This window comes from Thermophilibacter sp. ET337 (genome assembly GCF_024733715.1).
Classification (GTDB): Bacteria; Actinomycetota; Coriobacteriia; order Coriobacteriales; family Atopobiaceae; genus Thermophilibacter.
Window position 1 is genome coordinate 26,216 of sequence record NZ_JANRHO010000005.1, and the last position, 16,171, is coordinate 42,386.

General features: G+C 66.9%; 17 protein-coding genes. 11 read left to right on the forward strand and 6 right to left on the reverse strand.

Annotation, left to right across the window (positions count from 1 at the left end):
* Positions 1 to 63: 63 nt before the first annotated feature.
* The 5 genes from NW198_RS05750 to NW198_RS05770 form a co-directional block, all read right to left on the reverse strand.
* Complete coding sequence (locus NW198_RS05750) at positions 64 to 606, reverse strand: hypothetical protein (RefSeq protein ID WP_258340375.1); 543 nt, start codon at positions 604 to 606, stop codon at positions 64 to 66.
* Positions 596 to 1,684, reverse strand: coding sequence for a DNA replication/repair protein RecF (gene recF / locus NW198_RS05755; RefSeq protein ID WP_258340376.1), 1,089 nt, complete (start codon positions 1,682 to 1,684; stop codon positions 596 to 598). The genes NW198_RS05750 and recF overlap by 11 nt, the downstream gene beginning before the upstream one ends.
* A 3-nt stretch (positions 1,685 to 1,687) precedes the next feature.
* Positions 1,688 to 2,788: a DNA polymerase III subunit beta gene (gene dnaN / locus NW198_RS05760; RefSeq protein ID WP_258340377.1), complete on the reverse strand. Its 1,101-nt coding sequence runs from the start codon at positions 2,786 to 2,788 to the stop codon at positions 1,688 to 1,690.
* A gap of 243 nt (positions 2,789 to 3,031) precedes the next feature.
* On the reverse strand, positions 3,032 to 4,588 hold the full coding sequence (locus NW198_RS05765; RefSeq protein ID WP_258340379.1) for a DnaA ATPase domain-containing protein: 1,557 nt from the start codon (positions 4,586 to 4,588) through the stop codon (positions 3,032 to 3,034).
* A 137-nt stretch (positions 4,589 to 4,725) separates the two neighbouring features.
* Positions 4,726 to 5,724: an ATP-binding protein gene (locus NW198_RS05770; RefSeq protein ID WP_258340381.1), complete on the reverse strand. Its 999-nt coding sequence runs from the start codon at positions 5,722 to 5,724 to the stop codon at positions 4,726 to 4,728.
* Positions 5,725 to 6,063: 339 nt separating this feature from the next.
* On the opposite strand from NW198_RS05770, the gene rpmH reads away from it, so the two are divergent.
* The 9 genes from rpmH (at position 6,064) to NW198_RS05815 (ending at position 11,017) form a co-directional block, all read left to right on the forward strand.
* Entirely contained in the window at positions 6,064 to 6,198 is a 135-nt protein-coding gene (rpmH, locus tag NW198_RS05775) for a 50S ribosomal protein L34 (protein ID WP_072373740.1), read from the forward strand.
* Positions 6,199 to 6,207: 9 nt separating this feature from the next.
* Positions 6,208 to 6,528: a ribonuclease P protein component gene (rnpA, locus tag NW198_RS05780; RefSeq protein ID WP_087313725.1), complete on the forward strand. Its 321-nt coding sequence runs from the start codon at positions 6,208 to 6,210 to the stop codon at positions 6,526 to 6,528.
* Entirely contained in the window at positions 6,529 to 6,747 is a 219-nt protein-coding gene (yidD, locus tag NW198_RS05785) for a membrane protein insertion efficiency factor YidD (RefSeq protein ID WP_087313727.1), read from the forward strand.
* Positions 6,748 to 6,762: 15 nt separating this feature from the next.
* Positions 6,763 to 7,521, forward strand: a complete 759-nt coding sequence (locus NW198_RS05790) for a YidC/Oxa1 family membrane protein insertase (protein WP_258340382.1) — start codon at positions 6,763 to 6,765, stop codon at positions 7,519 to 7,521.
* Between the two features lie 41 nt (positions 7,522 to 7,562).
* Entirely contained in the window at positions 7,563 to 8,135 is a 573-nt protein-coding gene (locus NW198_RS05795; RefSeq protein ID WP_087313731.1) for a R3H domain-containing nucleic acid-binding protein, read from the forward strand.
* Between the two features lie 101 nt (positions 8,136 to 8,236).
* A complete protein-coding gene (rsmG, locus tag NW198_RS05800) occupies positions 8,237 to 8,992 on the forward strand; it encodes a 16S rRNA (guanine(527)-N(7))-methyltransferase RsmG (protein ID WP_258340383.1) in 756 nt (251 codons plus the stop codon).
* A 122-nt stretch (positions 8,993 to 9,114) separates the two neighbouring features.
* On the forward strand, positions 9,115 to 9,915 hold the full coding sequence (locus NW198_RS05805; protein WP_258340384.1) for a ParA family protein: 801 nt from the start codon (positions 9,115 to 9,117) through the stop codon (positions 9,913 to 9,915).
* The gene (locus tag NW198_RS05810; RefSeq protein ID WP_258340385.1) at positions 9,908 to 10,774 is read left to right on the forward strand and encodes a ParB/RepB/Spo0J family partition protein; all 867 of its coding nucleotides are present in this window, start codon (positions 9,908 to 9,910) and stop codon (positions 10,772 to 10,774) included. Before NW198_RS05805 ends, NW198_RS05810 begins: the two co-directional genes overlap by 8 nt.
* Complete coding sequence (locus NW198_RS05815; protein ID WP_087313738.1) at positions 10,775 to 11,017, forward strand: hypothetical protein; 243 nt, start codon at positions 10,775 to 10,777, stop codon at positions 11,015 to 11,017.
* Between the two features lie 71 nt (positions 11,018 to 11,088).
* Here NW198_RS05815 and rlmN read toward each other — a convergent pair whose 3' ends face one another.
* The gene (rlmN, locus tag NW198_RS05820; protein ID WP_258340386.1) at positions 11,089 to 12,159 is read right to left on the reverse strand and encodes a 23S rRNA (adenine(2503)-C(2))-methyltransferase RlmN; all 1,071 of its coding nucleotides are present in this window, start codon (positions 12,157 to 12,159) and stop codon (positions 11,089 to 11,091) included.
* A gap of 103 nt (positions 12,160 to 12,262) precedes the next feature.
* Here rlmN and NW198_RS05825 point away from each other — a divergent pair, with 103 nt between their 5' ends.
* The gene (locus NW198_RS05825; protein WP_258340387.1) at positions 12,263 to 13,234 is read left to right on the forward strand and encodes a D-alanine--D-alanine ligase; all 972 of its coding nucleotides are present in this window, start codon (positions 12,263 to 12,265) and stop codon (positions 13,232 to 13,234) included.
* Positions 13,231 to 16,170, forward strand: coding sequence for a helicase C-terminal domain-containing protein (locus tag NW198_RS05830; protein ID WP_258340388.1), 2,940 nt, complete (start codon positions 13,231 to 13,233; stop codon positions 16,168 to 16,170). The genes NW198_RS05825 and NW198_RS05830 overlap by 4 nt, the downstream gene beginning before the upstream one ends.
* Position 16,171: the final 1 nt, after the last annotated feature.

Here is a 16,171-nt window from a genome sequence, read left to right on the forward strand (position 1 = left end):
GCTTTTGTGAGACGCTGAGAGGCCCTCTAAGGCGGGCTTCACGAATTCAGCTACTTGTGGCGTCTATCGTTCCCACGATGCTCTCATGGCCCGAGAGACGCTGTCCCTGAGTCCCTCCGGGACCTGGGAGCTGAGCCTCTCTATCTCGGCCGCCTCGTCGTCGGGGAGCGGGCCTCTCTCCGCGGGCGAGAAGGACCCCCGGCCGCGGGCGGGCTCGGGGCGCGCAGCGGTGCGCTTGGACTCACGGAACACGAGCTCCGAGAAGCGCAGGCCCACGCGCTCGAGGCGGGCCTGGTAGACCTCGCGGTTGGCGTTGAAGTCGGTCGCGCGGGCGCGCGAGTCCACGTAGACGATCAGCGCCGGGAACTGCTCGCGGCCCTTTGGCTCGCGCACGAAGACCCCGGTGGTGTGCGCCCGCTCGATGTCCCCGTTCACGGCGTACCACGCCCGGCCGACGCTCCACGTGGAACGTGCCGCCCGCGCGCCGTCCATGTCGTCGAGCACCGACGAGAAGACGTCCGAGACGGCGGAGGGGGCCTGCTCGCGGGCGAGCAGGTGCCGCTCGAGCTCGCTTCTCGCGAAGCGCGGGGTGGCGTCACTCGCCAAAGCGGACCACCTCCGCCCGCTCGAGCAGCTCGGGCGAGAAGTACCCGAGGTTGGTGGTCGTGACCACGGTCTGGATGCCCTCGCGGACATACCCCATGACGGCGTCGCGCCGGGCGGCGTCGAGCTCGCTCATCACGTCGTCGAGCAGCAGGAGCGGCCGCGAGCCCAAGATCTCGCCGGCGAGGTCGACCTCGGCCATCTTGAGCGCGAGCGCCACCGTGCGCTGCTGTCCCTGCGACCCAAAGTGGCGGGCGTCGCGGCCCTCGATCTCAAAGACCACGTCGTCGCGGTGCGGGCCCACGCAGGTCTGGCGCCGCGCGAGGTCCTCCGCCCGTCCCCTCTCGAGGGCGTCCAGGAAGACGTCGCGCAGCTCGTCGCGGGTGAGGTCCTCGACGCCCTCGCCGAGGGTGCACGAGTAGGAGCACTCGAGGCGCTCGCCGCCCGCCACGCGCGCGTAGACCTCGGAGACGCGCCGGGCGAGCCGCGAGAACAGGCGCAGGCGCGCGTGGAGCAGCGTCGCCCCGCCCAGCGCGACCGACGCGTCCCAGGCCGCCAGCAGGCCCTCGTCTGGAACCTCCTCCTTGAGCAGGCGGTTTCTCTGCTCGACGGAGCGCTGGTAGGCGAGAAGCACGTTGGCGTAGCCCCGGTTGGCCTGCCGCCCAAAGTCGTCGAGCTCGCCGCGGCGCGCCGAGGCACCGCTCTTGACCAGGGCCAGGTCGTCCGGCGTGAAGAGCACCGACATCAGGGCCTCGGGCATGTCGGCCGCCTGGCAGCGCTTGCCGTTGCGGAAGAACTGGCGCCTCCCGGAGACCACGTCAAGCCGGGCGTCGAGCACCCGCCCGTCCCCCTCGAGCCGGGCCGCGGCGCGGGCGGAGGCGGCGCCCTCGCGCACGAGCTGCGCGGGCGCGGGCCGCCTGAACGACTGTCCCGAGGTGAGCAGCTGGAGCGCCTCGACGGTGTTGGTCTTACCGGCGGCGTTGGGCCCCACGAAGACCGTCACCTCGGGCGAGAGGGTCACCTCAAGTCGCTCGAAGCTGCGAAAGTCCGCGAGCGAGAGCTCTGTGACGAGAAGTCCCATCCCCTAGAGGCGCACCGGCATGAGCAGGTAGAGGTAGTTGACCTTGCCGTTGCACTTGAAGATCGCCGGCTGGACCGCGCTCTGGAGCTCGAGGCGCGCCTCGGAGCTCTCCGAGACGGCGTTCACGCAGTCGAAGACATAGTGGTAGTTGAGGGCGATCGAGAGGCTCTGGCCCTCGACGTCGCACGGGACGGTCTCGGCGGACTCACCCTGCTCGGGGGAGCGCGCGGAGAGCCTCATGAGGCCCCCGTCGGCGTCCACGTCAAAGCGAACCGAGGCGTTCTGCAGCGCGATGACCGAGACGCGCTTGAGCGCCGCGGAGAAGGCGGCGACGTCGATGCCCACGGCCGTCGAGCAGGTCGGCGGGAGGAGCTGCTTGTAGTCGGGGAAGTTGCCCTCGATGCGGCGGGACACGAAGGTCGTGTTGCCAAAGGTGAACACGATCTGGCTCTCGGTGGTGCCGATGGAGACGACGTCGGTCATGGAGGGCATCGCCAGGACGTCGTGGAAGACCGCGCCCGGGACGATGGCTCGGAACGCCTCGCCCGCCGCGGCCTCGACGGAGGAGTCGCACACCGCGAGGCGGAAGGAGTCGGTCGCCACGAGCCTGATCGTGTTGTCCTCGACGGTGAGCAGGATGCCCTGCAGGATCGGGCGGGAGTTCTCCTTGGAGGTGACGCGATAGACCTTTTCCACCATGCGGGAGAGCAGCTCGCTCGGCAGCTCGATCGTGCGGTCCGCCTGGACCTCGGGGAAGCCCGCCCAGTCGGCCGGGTTCAGGGTGTTCAGGCGGAAGGTCGACTTCTCGCAGGAGATGACGAGCGTGCGGTCCGACCCCTCGAAGGTGACCGCCGCGTCGGAGAGGGTCTTCACGATGCTCGTGAGGACCTTGCCCGAGACCACGGCCTCGCCCGGCTCCTCCACGTTGGCGGGGATGAGGTGGCGGATCGAGATGGTGAGGTTGTTCGTCTGGAACTCGAGGGTGCCCTCGGCCGCGCGGACATAGATGCCGGCGAGGATGGGCAGCGTCGAGTTGGCTCCCATGCCCTTGGAGACCACGGCGAGGGCCTTCATGAGTGAGGACTGGCTAACGGTGAACTTCATGCTAGACCCTTTCTCTTCTCTCTTCTATCTAAATACATACTTAAGAACAGTAGTAGTAATAGGGACTGTCGAAAAGCTCAAAACCTCAAGAACTCGCAGCTCATGGACGCGAGAAGAACACCCAAAAAGACTGCGCGCCTTCTTCTCGCCTCGACAGGCCGGCGCGTGTCGAAAACTTCTTCGACACCGCCCGCGCCCTTTTCCGCGCGCCTCGACACGTTGTCGACAGGGTCTTAGACATGGCTAGAGGTTCCCCGTGATCGACTCGCGAATCGTCATGAGTCGGTCGTAGAAGGCCTTGTCGCTGCGCTTGGCCTCGTCGACCACGCCGATGCTGTGCATGATCGTGGCGTGGCTCCTGCCCCCGAAGTGCGCGCCGATGTCGGCGAGGGTCCGGTCGCAGAGCTCGCGCGAGAGCCAGATGGCGACGTGGCGCGCCTCCATGAGGCCCTTGTGACGCTTGTTGCCCACGAGACTCGTGTGGTCGATGTCATAGTACTTCTCGACCGCCCGCTGGACGTCCTCGATCGAGACCGTCCGCATGGACGAGGGCCAGCACTCCTTGGCGATGGCCTCGATCTCCTCGTGCGCGATCTCGCCTCCGCGGCCCTCCGCCGCCGTCGCGGCGAACAGACATCGCTGGCAGAAGCCCTCGATGACGCGGATGTTGGTGCCCGCGAGCTCGGCCATGTAGCTCATGGCCCCCTCCGGGACCGTCCCCGAGAGGGCGGGCACGTTCTCGCGCTCGGCGTCCTCGCGCATGCGCTCGCAGAAGGTCTCGATGAGGCGCAGCTTGAGCTCGTAGCTCGGGACCTGGATGGGGGTCGTGAACCCCGAGCCCAGGCGGCTCGTCACGCGCTCGTCGAAGCCGTCCTTTCCCATGCCCAGCTGCGCGGGCGTGCGGTCGGCCGCGAGCACGATCTGCTTGCCGTTGCCTATGAGCTCGTTGAAGGTGTCAAAGAAGAAGCCGACGGTGCCCGCCTTGCCCGCCATCTTCTGGATGTCGTCGATGATGAGGACGTCGATGTCGGCGTAGTTCTGGCGCAGCACCGAGGCGGCCGAGCGCTCGGAGTGGCGCATCGCCTCGGTGTAGTCGGTGATGAAGCTCGAGGCGTCGCGGTAGACGCACAGCCTCGACGGGTCGTTGCGCGCCACGTAGTTCTGGATCGCGCGCAGGAGGTGCGTCTTGCCCAGGCCGCTCTTGCCGTAGATGAAGAGCGGGTTGTAGGTGCTGTTCATGCCGTTGGCGACCTGCAGGGCCGCCTGGTAGGCGATGTCGTTCTCGTCACCGCGGACGAAGCGCCCGAAGGTGAGCTTGGACGTGGCCTCGGAGATGTCCTCGACCAGCGGGTTTCTCTCCCTGCGCCGGCGGGCCTCCTCGGCTCGGGCCTCCTCCGAGCGCCTCTCGTCCCAGGTGTCCTCGGCGATGCTCCTGGGCGTGCGGGGGGCCGCCGCCGGCTCCGTCTCCGCGAGCCACGCGGCCGCCTCCTCGCGGGACATGCTCGAGCTCGCGGCGGGGGCGGGCGGCGCGGACTGCGCGGGCGCGAAGGAGATGTCGAGCCTCATGGGCTCGAACGCGGCCTGGGTGAGGCACTCCTCGACCGTCGCGGCGTTCTTTGAGACGGTCTTGAGCACGAGGCGCATCGGCGTCGTGAGGCGCAGGGTGCCGCCCTCCATGCTCACGGGCGTGCAGTTGCGCAGCATCGCGAGCACTGACTCGGGGAGCCGCTGCTGGGCGGCGAGAAGATCGAGCGCGTCCTGCCAGAGGGCCTCGGCGTCGGATTCAAGGGAGAGTTCCATGGGTCCCGCATTTCTCGAATGTTGAAAAATGAGCCCAATCAGTATAGCGATTGTTGATAAGTCTGGGTCCTGACTCGGCCGGGCCGACGTATTTTGCGGTGGGCGGTCGGCGTGGCGCGGCGGGGTGCGGCCCCGTCTCACACGGCGAGCGTGTGGCCGAACTCGGTGAGCTGGTACTTCTGTCCGCGCTTGAGCACGGCACCCTGCGCGGCGAGCGCCGAGAGGGTGCGAGACCAGGTGGCCGCCGACGACCCAAAGGCCTGCACGAGGTCCGTGGGGCCCGCGGAGCCCCGCTCGGCGAGCAGCCGGAGCACCTGCCGCGACCGCTCGTCGAGGCGGACGGCGGGCTCGGCGGGCGCCCCCTGCCAGAGCGCCGCGGGTGGCTGCTGGTAGGAGGGCTGCTGGTAGGAGGGCTGTTGGTAGAGGGGACGCGGCTGGTAGGCGGGCTGGGGGGCATACGACGGCTGCGGCGGGTATGCTTGCTGCGCCCAGCCGGTGCCCGGGGCGCCCGGCTGCCAGCCCCATGGGGACTGCTGCCAGGGCACGCCCGTCTGCGCGGGGACCGCCTGCGTGCCCTCGGCGCCCTGGTCCTCGGCCCCGGTGACGGCGCGGGCGTCGGCGGCGGGGTGCGTGGATATGGTCACGACGGTGCCGCCGGAGATGTTGTCCTCGATCTCGAGGCTGCCGCCCTTGTCCTGCATGTACTGCTGGGCGTAGGGCAGTCCCGACCCAACCCCTCGAATGTAGTGGCGCATCTCCTCGGTGGCGGAGGTGGTCCCGTACTCGAGGGCGCGCGCCTTCTCCTTGATGCCGGGCCCCTGGTCGGAGAAGCGGATGGTGTTGCCGCCGTCCAAGATCGTGATCGTGGGGGCCTCGAAGTAGGCGTGGACGAAGTTCTCGACGATCTCCCTGATGACCATGAACGGGATGGAGCCGCCCTGCTCCCTCGAGAGGCGGCTCACCTCGGAGGTGATCTCCTCGAGGTAGCCGCGGACGTCGCGGGGCTCGACCACCACCACGCGCGGCGCGGCGGCGGTGTCGTCGTAGACGGCGATGCGGGCGGGATGGGTGACCTCGAGCGCCTCGCGCCCCTCCTCCCCCGTGCCCTCCACAAAGGGGTAGAAGTCCCGCGCCATCGTCCCGCACCTCCCTTTCGACATTTGTTCGACTCGTGTAGATAACTTTTCACTGAGAATCCGATGTTCGTGAAAGTTTTCAACAGCCGATAAAAACCTGTAGAAAACTGCGGATTCCTAGTGAAATGCGTTTGAAAAGAATACCACGAGCACGCAATCTTTCACGCATATGTAAGGATGAATCCATCTGGATGTGAGGCCGAGGGGCCCCGATCGGGCCTCTCCGGGCCCTCCCAAAAAGATTCTTTTGCGGAAAAATTGACAGGTCAGGGCCAAGACCCTTACAATCTCTGGGCTTATTCAGAGGATGCCCATACCCAGAAACCGGGAGGAATAGCTATGAAGCGCACCTATCAGCCCAACAAGCGCAAGCGCGCCACCACCCACGGGTTCCGTGCCCGCATGGCCACCAAGGGCGGCCGCGCCGTCCTGGCCCGTCGCCGCGCCAAGGGTCGCAAGCGTCTCACCGTCTAGCAAGGACTCATGAAGACCATCAAGTCCAAGAGAGATTTTGAGAGGGTCTTCTCGCGTGGGAGGCGTTACAACGACGCGCTCCTGCGAATACGAGTTGCCAACAACGACGAGGGCGTCCCGGGCAGGGTCGCCTTCGTCGCTGCTAAGCGGCTTGGGAACGCCGTCTTCAGGAACAGGTGCAAGCGCGTCCTCAGAGAGGCCGCCCGCTCCTGTGCCCTTCCGAGAGACGGCTTCGACGTCATTCTCTTCTCCACGTCGCGGACGCACGACAGCTCGCCCGAGCAGGTCGCCGCGGCGCTGGGGAGGCTCCTCGACAGGGCGGGGGTCTAGGTGGCCGCAGGCGCCCGAGCGGCGCTCGCGGCCCTTCGCTTCTATCAGAGGCGCATATCGCCTCTGTTTGGGGCGCGGTGCATCTACACCCCCACCTGTTCCGAGTACGCCGCCCAGGCCGTCAGGCGCTACGGAGCCGTTCGCGGCTGCTGGCTCGCCCTTCGTAGGATACTCAGGTGTCACCCCCTTCACGCTGGTGGATATGATCCCGTCCCGTGACGGAGCGGAGGAAGCATGTGGGAATGGTTCATTAACTTTCTGACCTGGGTGCTCGCCGGCATTCAGGGCGTGGTGGGCGACTGGGGCCTGGCCGTCATCATCCTGACGGTTATCATCCGCCTCCTGCTCACGCCCCTCATGGCGCACTCGACCAAGTCGACGGCTCGCATGCAGGTCATGCAGCCCAAGCTGCAGGAGATCCAGGAGCGCTACGCGGACGACCCCGAGCGACAGGCCGAGGAGCTGCGCAAGGTCTACGCAGACATGAAGTTCAACCCGCTCGGTGGCTGCCTTCCCATCTTCCTGCAGATGCCGGTCTTCTTTGGCCTGTTCACCGTCGCCCGCCAGGTTCCGGCCGACGCGAGCTTCTACAACATCCTTCCCTCGATCGCACAGTCCGCTCAGACCGTGCTCGACACGAGCGGAATCATGGCCGCAGCGCCCTACATCCTCTTTGACGTCCTCTTTGGCGTCCTCACCTTCATCCCGATGATCATGAACGTGAGCACCCAGTCCGAGGCCCAGAAGAGCCAGACGATGATCATGGGCGGCGTCATGGCCCTCATGATGCTGTGGTTTGGCTGGGGCGTCCCCGCCGCCGTCCTGCTCTACTACGTGACCTCCTCGATCTGGCAGGTCATCCAGCAGCGCGTCATCACCAAGCGAGTCATGGACAAGGCGAAGGCCGAGGCCGAGGCCGAGGCGGTCAACCGTCCCATCGAGGTCGACGTGGTGCGCAAGGAGAAGAAGGCGCGCCCGCACAAGAAGAACTAATTAAATTTCTAATTTTCCAGATAAACCATTGGGAGGTAGGCATGGAGGAAGAGCTTCTTGAGAACTCGGAGGGACTCCCGAGCGAGGATGCCCCTCAGGACGAGTTCTCCTCCATCCGCGAGCACTACGAGGCCGGCGTTGACCTGACCGACGAGGAGATGGACCTCATCGCCGACCTCGCGGTGGGCTATCTGAAGGAGATCCTCGCGCTCTTTGGCGAGACGAGCTCCTCCATCGACGAGTATGACGGCCAGGACGGAGAGCTCATCCTCGACGTCAACGGTGGCGACCTCGCCGTGCTCATCGGGCGTCACGGCCGTACGCTCGACGCGCTGCAGATGGTCCTAACCTCCCTGCTCAGCAGCCGCATCAAGTTCTTCTACCCCGTCGTCGTGGACATCGAGGGGTATAAGAACCGCCGCAAGAAGAAGATTCAGGACCTCGCGCGCTCCTCTGCAGCACGCGCCAAGAAGCGTCACGGCAAGGTCTCGCTCGCCCCGATGAACGCGTACGAGCGCCGTCTGGTGCACCTCGCGCTCGTCGATGACGAGGGCGTGGTCACGCACTCCGAGGGCGTCGACCCCGAGCGTCACGTGGTGATCACCGCCGTGTAGGTGCGCCGCACATGGTATCTTCGAGGGAGGGCGTCCGGCGCCCTCCCTTTTTCTGTGACAAAACTTCTCGTATCACTACTTTTTGTCAGGAAGGCTGAGAGATGGACGCGCTCGACACAACGGCACTTGAGACCCAGGTTAGGGAGGAGCTCTCCTCCTTTGGCATTGCGTGCACCGCGGAGCAGGCCGCCGCGCTCGTCAAGCACCTGCTTCTGGTCATCGAGAAGAACAAGGTCGTGAACCTCACGAGAATCACCGATCCCGTCGACGCCGTCACGCTGCACGTCGTTGATTCCTTGCTGCCGCTCGCCTGTGACGCCGTGAGGCTCGCCCGCTCGTCCTGGTTCGTCGACATGGGCACGGGAGCAGGCTTCCCGGGCATCCCGCTCGGTATCATGACGGGAGCCCACGGGCTTCTCGTCGACTCGGTGAACAAGAAGGTCGCGGCCGTCTCCGAGTTCGTGAGGAAGCTTGGTGCAAGCTCCCTGCATGCCACGCATGCGCGCATTGAGGAGTGTGTGTCCACCTGCGGCGAGAGACAGGACTACGTCTTTGCACGCGCGGTCGCCCAGTCGAACGTGCTCATCGAATATGCGACGCCGCTCCTCAAGACCGGAGGCTGTCTGATTCTCGAGAAGGGTCGTCTCACCGAGGAGGAGCTCTCCCATGCCGAAGCGGCCGCTCGTCTCTGTGGGCTCTCGTTGGTTTCACGTGAAACGTTCGAGCTTCCCAGGAAGCTCGGACACCGAGAGATCCTCATCTACCAGAGGACCGAGACGGCACGCGTGAAGCTCCCAAGAAAGGCCGGCGAGGCAAAGCGTCACCCTCTGGGGGAAGAGACGCCCGCCGCCCGATAGGCCGCGGGACAGGGCTCGCCGCGGACAAGATGGTTTCACGTGAAACGGGGGCTCGTTGCCGAGGCCTCGCGTGAAACCAACTAATATAGAGAGGGAACGGACGGAGACGCTACGGAGGCTCAATGGACTACAGAGACATTAAACGAGGCCTACCACAACGCGACAGCAGGGTCATCGCAGTCATCAACCAGAAGGGCGGCGTCGGCAAGTCAACGACGGTCGTCAACCTCTCGGCCTGTCTCGGCGAGACCAAGAAGAAGGTCCTTGTCGTTGACTTTGACCCTCAGGGCAACACAACGAGCGGCTTTGGCATCGAGAAGGACGGCATCGAGCAGGACGTCTACGACGTGATCCTTCACGACGTGCCGGTCGAGAACGTCATCATGGAGACGTGTACCAAGAACGTGTTCATCGTTCCTGCGACCATCCAGCTCGCGACCGCCGAGATCGAGCTCGTCTCGGAGATGGCGCGCGAGACGATCCTCAAGGGCGTCATCGAGAAGGTCAAGGACGAGTTTGACTACGTCTTCATTGACTGCCCCCCGTCGCTCGGTCTTCTCACCATTAACGCCCTGGTGGCGGCCAACTCGCTCATCATTCCGATCCAGTGCGAGTACTACGCCCTCGAGGGAGTCGCCAAGCTGCTCGAGACCATGCAGATGGTCAAGCGGCGCATGAACCCCGAGCTCGAGATCTTTGGCGTCGTGATGACGATGTTCGACAGTCGCACCACCCTCTCGAAGCAGGTGGTCGACGAGGTCCAGGAGTTCTTTGGTAAGAAGATGTTCAAGAGCATCATCCCGCGCAACGTGAAGCTCTCCGAGGCACCGAGCCACGGCCTGCCCGTCTCCATGTATGCGCGCGTGAGCAAGGGAGCCCTGGCCTACTCCAAGCTCGCTCGGGAGGTGATTGCCCGTGGCTAAGAAGTCCGGGCTCGGCAAGGGACTGGGCCTGCTTGTCGGCGAGGCTGACGCCGAGACCGCGGGCATGCGTCCCGACTCGACCCTTCCCATCGACCAGATCCGTCCAAACAAGGGACAGCCGAGAAGAACCTTCAAGGCGGATGAGCTCGAGGAGCTCGCCGACTCGATACGCCAGAACGGCGTTCTCCAGCCGCTTCTCGTGAGGAAGAAGGGCTCGACCTACGAGATCGTCGCGGGCGAGCGCCGCTACCAGGCAGCTCGACAGGCCGGCTTGACCGAGATTCCGGTGGTGATCAGGGAGATCTCAGACGAGGACGTCTTCAAGCTCGCCCTCATCGAGAACCTTCAGCGCTCTGACCTGACACCGCTTGAGGAGGCGCGCGGCTATCGTCAGCTCATCAAGGACAAGGACCTCACCCAGGAGGGGCTGGCAAAGATCCTCTCGAAGTCGCGCTCGACGATCACCAACACGCTCAGGCTTCTCGACCTGCCCGATGAGGTGCAGGAGCTCGTCGAGGACGGCCGCCTGACCGCCGGGCATGCCCGTGCCATCCTCGCCGTGCCGAGCGAGGAGGGACGCTGCGAGCTCGCCAGGAAGGTTGTCGACGAGCGCCTGTCCGTCAGACAGACAGAAACCCTTGCCTCGACGTTTTCTGTCAGTCAGGACGCGAAGCCCGCGCGACGCGTGTCGACCCCGCAGTCGTTCAAACGCGCCGCACGTCAGATGCGTCTTGCCCTGGACACCAACGTCAGGGTGAAGAACGTCCGGGGCAAGAACAAGATCGAGATCGAATTTGCCTCCGAGGAGCAGCTGGCGCACATCGTCGACCTTCTCGCCGGCCCGGGGACGTGGTCATAGATGAACAAGATTGCTCGATACGCGACCGTTCTCGGCGTGCTCGCGGGAGGTTGCGCGCTGCTCTACCGCTTTGGCTTGAGTGACGAGGCAAAAACGAGCCTCAAGAACGCGGCGCGCAGCGTCCACGAGACATACGGGCAGGTCTCCGAGAAGATCAGCGACCTCTACGGCACCGAGGTCACCGAGGACATGGACGAGCGCCGGCGAGAGATCGGCGCCCAGTGGGAGCGTCTTGGCTTCTAGGCTCTGCGGAGAACGGTAAGGGGACGGAGAGAGGCTCCGTCCCCTTATCATTAGAATATATTTATAATCGATTACTTTGAGAGTCGCTGCTTGAGCTGACCGCAGGCCGCGTCGATGTCGGCACCGCGGGAGTTTCTCACCGTGGCCTCCACGCCCACGGCGGCGAGGGCGCGCACGAAGTCCTGGGCGCGCAGGTCGGTCGAGGGGCGCAGCTTTGAGCCCTCGACCTCGTTGAGCTGGATGAGGTTGACGTGCGCGAGCGTGCCCTCGCAGAAGTCGCAGAGGGCCTGCAGCTCGCTGTCCGTGTCGTTGACGCCCCCCATGAGCGCGTACTCATAGGTGGGGCGCCGACCGGTCTTGTTGACGTACTCACCCATGACGTTGTAGAGGTTGACCAGGGAATACTTGCGCACGCCCGGCATGAGGGCGTTTCTCGTCCGCTGCACGGCGGAGTGCAGGGAGATGGCGAGGGTGAACTGCTCGGGCTCGTTGGCAAAGCGCATGATCTGCGGGAGGACGCCGCAGGTCGAGACCGTGAGGTGACGCGCTCCGATGCCGGCACCCTCGGGGTCGTTGAGGCGCCTCAGGGCGCCGAGCGTGGCATCGTAGTTGAGGAAGGGCTCGCCCTGCCCCATGAACACGACGCTGGTCACGCGGGTGTTGAAGTCGTCTCGCACGTGCATGACCTGCTCGTATATCTCGGACGAGGTAAGCGAGCGCGTGAGGCCCGCCGCGCCCGTCGCGCAAAACGAGCAGCCCATGGGGCACCCCGCCTGGGACGAGACGCAGACGGCGAGCTTTCCTCTCGAGGGCATGCCCACGCACTCGACGCTGACCCCGTCGGGGAAGCGCAGAAGATACTTGCGGCAGCCGTCGACGGAGACCTGGCGCGCGACCTCCTCGACGCCCCCGAGCGTGAGCCGGGCGGCGAGCTCCTCTCGAAGAGACTTCGGGAGGTTGGTCATGTCATCGAAGGAGCGGGCGTTCTTGGACCAGACCCACTCCTCGACCTGCTTGGCGCGAAACTTGGGCTGTCCGAGCGAGGCGAGAAGCTCGGTGAGCTCGCCATGCGTGAGGGTGTGAAGGTCCCGCAGCCCCTCCCCTGCGCCCTCGGCGTTGATTCGGTCGTTTCCTGTCGGCATTTCTGGCCCCTCTGTTTGGCGTGAGACGTCTGGAGTATCCTCTGATGGTGAAACTCACCACTTGAGTCTAGCGTACGGGCGCCCGCCCGCCGGAGGAGCTTTGATGGACAGAGAAGAACTGCTGAGCAAGAGGGTCGTCGTGATCTGCGGCGGCTGGTCTGACGAGCGTGAGATTTCGAGGTCCTCGGCCGGCGAGTGCCGCCGGGCGCTCCTGGAGGCGGGCTTTGCGAACGTCGATCTGCTCGACCTCGCCGAGCGCGACTTCATCGGCCGCCTGATGGCGGGCGGCTACGACGTCGCCTTCGTGGCGATGCACGGCCGCTACGGCGAGGACGGCTGCGTCCAGGGTCTGCTCGAGATCTTGCACATGCCCTACACGTTCTCGGGGGTCGCGGCCTCTGCCGCGGCGACCGAGAAGGAGGTCGCCAAGGCGGTCTACGCCGCCGCCGGCCTGCGAGCCCCGTGCGGCTTCGACGTCGACGCAAAGACGGTGCTCACCGAGGAGCAGATCGACCGCGTGGTCGACAAGATCGGCCTGCCGCTGTTCGTGAAGCCCGCGGCGAACGGATCGTCCTACGGCATCTCGCGCGTGACCGACCGCGACGCGCTCAACGACGCCATCCGCGCCGCCGGCGCGCAGGGCGGGCGCGTGCTCGTGGAGGAGTGCGTCACGGGCACCGAGATCACCGTCCCGGTGATCGGAAACGAGGACCCGACGGCCCTGCCGATCGTTGAGATCGTCACTGGCGCCGAGTTCTACGACCTCAAGGTGAAGTACGAGCCCTCGGCGATGCACCACGTCATCCCCGCGCGCCTCGAGCCGGGCGTGTACGCCAAGGCCCAGGAGCTCGCCGTCCGCGCTCATCGCGCGCTCGGGTGTCGCGGCTGCTCGCGCAGCGACTTCATCGTCACGCCCGAGGGCGAGCCGGTCATCCTCGAGACCAACACGATCCCCGGCATGACGACCGAGAGCCTGCTGCCCGACTCCGCTCGCCACGGCGGGATCGAGTTCCCCGAGCTCTGCACGCGCTTCGTCGAGCTGGCGCTCGAGGGGCGCGCCGCGAGGGGCGCATGACGCCGCCCGCGCCGTCCCTGCTGGATGAGCTGATCTGCCCGGGAACGCCCGATGACGTGAGGCAGCGCTACCTCACCCTGGCGAGCCGCGCCGCGCAGCGGGACTTCGGTCCGCTCGAGGAGGACGTCGTCGTCCTCGACACCGAGACCACGGGCCTCTCCTTCAAGGACTGCGACCTCATCGAGATCTCCGCCGCGCGCCTCTCCGGGCGCGAGGTGGTCGACCGCTTCGAGACCTTCGTCCACCCGGGAGGACCCATCCCGCCCGAGATAACGAGGCTCACCGGCATCTCGAACGCCGACGTCGCGGATGCGCCGAGCGCCCGCGAGGCCGTCGCGGCGCTCGCCGAGTTCGTGGCGGGCTCGCCGGTCCTCGCGCACAACGCGACCTTCGATCGCACCTTCGTGGAGGCGGTGCCCGGGGGCGCGGGGGTCTCGGACACCTGGGTCGACACCCTCTCGCTCTCCCGCATCGCCCTGCCCTGCCTCACGACGCACCGCCTCGCCGACATGGCGGAGGCATTCGGCTGCGCCTCCGTGACGCACCGCGCAGGCGACGACGTCGAGGCGCTCTGCGGCATGTGGCGGGTTCTGCTCGCCGCCCTCTCCGACCTGCCCGCCGGTCTTCTCGCCCTGCTGGCGGGCATGCACGAGGAGGTCACGTGGCCGTTCAGGCTGATCTTCTCTCACCTCGCCGCGCTCGGCGACGCGCCCGCGCGGCCCTTCTCGCTCAAGGAGGTCCGCGCCGGGCTGGTGGGCCGCGCCCAGGCGCCCGCGCGTCCCGACGCGGCGGAGCTGGAGGCGCTTGCGGCCCCGACGGCCGAGGAGGTCGAGCGGGAGTTTGGCTCGGGCGGCGTCGTCTCGCGGATGTACGAGCGCATGGAGCGCCGTCCCGAGCAGGTGGCGATGGCGCGCGAGGTGGCCGAGGCCCTGGGGAGCTCTACCCACCGCGCGATCGAGGCCGGGACGGGCGTGGGGAAGTCCGTCGCCTACCTGCTGCCCGAGGTCCTCTTTGCCCGACGCAACAACGTCACGGTGGGCGTGGCGACCAAGACCAACGCCCTCACCGACCAGCTGGTCTCCCACGAGCTCCCGGCGCTCGCGGCGGCCCTGCCGGTAGGGCTCACCTTCGTGAGCCTCAAGGGCTACGACCACTACCCGTGCCTGCACCGGCTCGACCGCGCCGCCGTGGAGGACCTCCCGCTCGCCGCCGTGCCGCACGACGGCCGCTCGGACAACGCCGTGGCCTGCGACATGCTCACCGCCCTCGCGGTGGCCTATGCCTTCGCGTGTCAGTCGCCCGACGGCGACGTCGACGCACTCGGCATCCGCTGGCGCTACGTCCCGCGGGCGATGCTCACCACCACGCCGGGCGAGTGTCTGCGCGCGCGGTGTCCCTACTTTCCCAACGAGTGCCCGCTCCACGGCGCGCGCCGCCGCGCCGCGGGGGCCGACGTCGTGGTCACGAACCACTCGCTCCTGCTCAGGAACGTGATCGCGGAGGGCAAGATCTTGCCGCCCGTCAGGCACTGGGTCGTCGACGAGGCCCACGGCCTCGAGGCGGAGGCGCGCCGCCAGTGGGCGGTCGAGGTCTCCGGGGACGAGGCCCGCGCGGCCTTCGAGCTTCTGGGGGGAACCTCGACGGGGACCATCCACAACCTCATGGTGCGCGCGATGTCGCTCGAGGGATCCACGCTGGTGGTGGGGCTTCTCGCCAAGGCGGCCGCGACCTGCGCCCGTGCCTCCGTCGCCGTGGCGGACCTCTTTGTCTGCGTCCACGAGCTCGGCTCGGTGGCCCGGGGGGACGGCGGGTACGACACGATGACCCTGTGGCTCGGCGAGGAGGTCCGCTCCACGCCCGAGTGGGCCGCCGTCGAGCAGGCGGGCGCCGTCGCCGCGGAGGCCCTCGCCGAGGCCGTGAGGCAGCTCGCCGGCGCCGCCGAGGCCATGGCCGGCGAGGCCCCGGCGCTCGCCGCGGACCTGACCGAGTCCACGCGCTTCCTGCGCGAGCTTTGCCACGGCATCGAGCTCGTCTGCTCCGGCGAGGACCAGACCTACGTCTATTCCGCGCAGCTCACGCGCTCGAGGAGAAAGATCGCCTCCGAGAAGCTCGTGGCCGAGAAGCTCGACGTGGGGGCGGACCTCGCCGAGCGCTGGCTCCCCGAGATGCAGAGCGTGATCTTCACCTCCGCGACCATCGCCGTGGGAGACGACTTCTCCCACTTCGACCACGCCGTGGGCCTGGACCTTCTGGGGGAAGGGTCGCATCGCGACGTCCGGCTCGACTCGAGCTTTGACTTCGACGCGAACATGTCCGTCGTCCTCGCCCGCGACCTGCCCGCCCCAGGGGACCGCGCCTATCTCCCGGCCCTCGAGGACCTGCTCTTTGACGTGCACGTCTCCATGGGAGGCTCGGTGCTCACGCTGTTCACCAACAGGCGTGACATGGAGCGCGCCTACGAGGCCCTGCAGCCGCGCCTGGCCGCCGCGGGCCTCGAGGTGGCCTGCCAGAGCCGCGGGTCGTCGCCACGCCGCCTTAGGCAGCGCTTCATGGAGGAGCGCTCGCTCTCGCTCATGGCGCTGCGGTCGTTCTGGGAGGGCTTTGACGCGACGGGCGACACCCTGCGCTGCGTGGTCATCCCCAAGCTCCCCTTCGCGAGCCCCAACGACCCGCTCGTCCGTGAGCGCGACCTGCGCGAGGACCGCGCCTGGTGGAAGTACTCGCTGCCCGACGCCGTGATATCGGTGAAGCAGGCCGCCGGCCGCCTCATACGCTCGGCCACGGACACCGGGGTGCTCGTGCTCGCCGACTCGCGCCTCGTGACCAAGGGCTACGGGAGGCTCTTCGTGGGGTCCCTGCCCTCGCGCAGCGTGACGCGCCTCGAGAGCGCCAACGTCGGCCGGTACCTGAGCCTCTGGCGCGCGAGCCACGAGTAGC

Excerpts from the sequence above, each read along its gene's own strand:
- recF (WP_258340376.1), bottom strand. The coding sequence starts at position 1,684 with ATGGGACTTCTCGTCACAGAGCTCTCGCTCGCGGACTTTCGCAGCTTC.
- dnaN (WP_258340377.1), bottom strand. The coding sequence starts at position 2,788 with ATGAAGTTCACCGTTAGCCAGTCCTCACTCATGAAGGCCCTCGCCGTG.
- NW198_RS05765 (WP_258340379.1), bottom strand. The coding sequence starts at position 4,588 with ATGGAACTCTCCCTTGAATCCGACGCCGAGGCCCTCTGGCAGGACGCG.
- NW198_RS05770 (WP_258340381.1), bottom strand. The coding sequence starts at position 5,724 with ATGGCGCGGGACTTCTACCCCTTTGTGGAGGGCACGGGGGAGGAGGGG.
- rpmH (WP_072373740.1), top strand. The coding sequence starts at position 6,064 with ATGAAGCGCACCTATCAGCCCAACAAGCGCAAGCGCGCCACCACCCAC.
- rnpA (WP_087313725.1), top strand. The coding sequence starts at position 6,208 with ATGAAGACCATCAAGTCCAAGAGAGATTTTGAGAGGGTCTTCTCGCGT.
- NW198_RS05790 (WP_258340382.1), top strand. The coding sequence starts at position 6,763 with ATGTGGGAATGGTTCATTAACTTTCTGACCTGGGTGCTCGCCGGCATT.
- NW198_RS05795 (WP_087313731.1), top strand. The coding sequence starts at position 7,563 with ATGGAGGAAGAGCTTCTTGAGAACTCGGAGGGACTCCCGAGCGAGGAT.
- rsmG (WP_258340383.1), top strand. The coding sequence starts at position 8,237 with ATGGACGCGCTCGACACAACGGCACTTGAGACCCAGGTTAGGGAGGAG.
- NW198_RS05805 (WP_258340384.1), top strand. The coding sequence starts at position 9,115 with ATGGACTACAGAGACATTAAACGAGGCCTACCACAACGCGACAGCAGG.
- NW198_RS05815 (WP_087313738.1), top strand. The coding sequence starts at position 10,775 with ATGAACAAGATTGCTCGATACGCGACCGTTCTCGGCGTGCTCGCGGGA.
- rlmN (WP_258340386.1), bottom strand. The coding sequence starts at position 12,159 with ATGCCGACAGGAAACGACCGAATCAACGCCGAGGGCGCAGGGGAGGGG.
- NW198_RS05825 (WP_258340387.1), top strand. The coding sequence starts at position 12,263 with ATGGACAGAGAAGAACTGCTGAGCAAGAGGGTCGTCGTGATCTGCGGC.
- NW198_RS05830 (WP_258340388.1), top strand. The coding sequence starts at position 13,231 with ATGACGCCGCCCGCGCCGTCCCTGCTGGATGAGCTGATCTGCCCGGGA.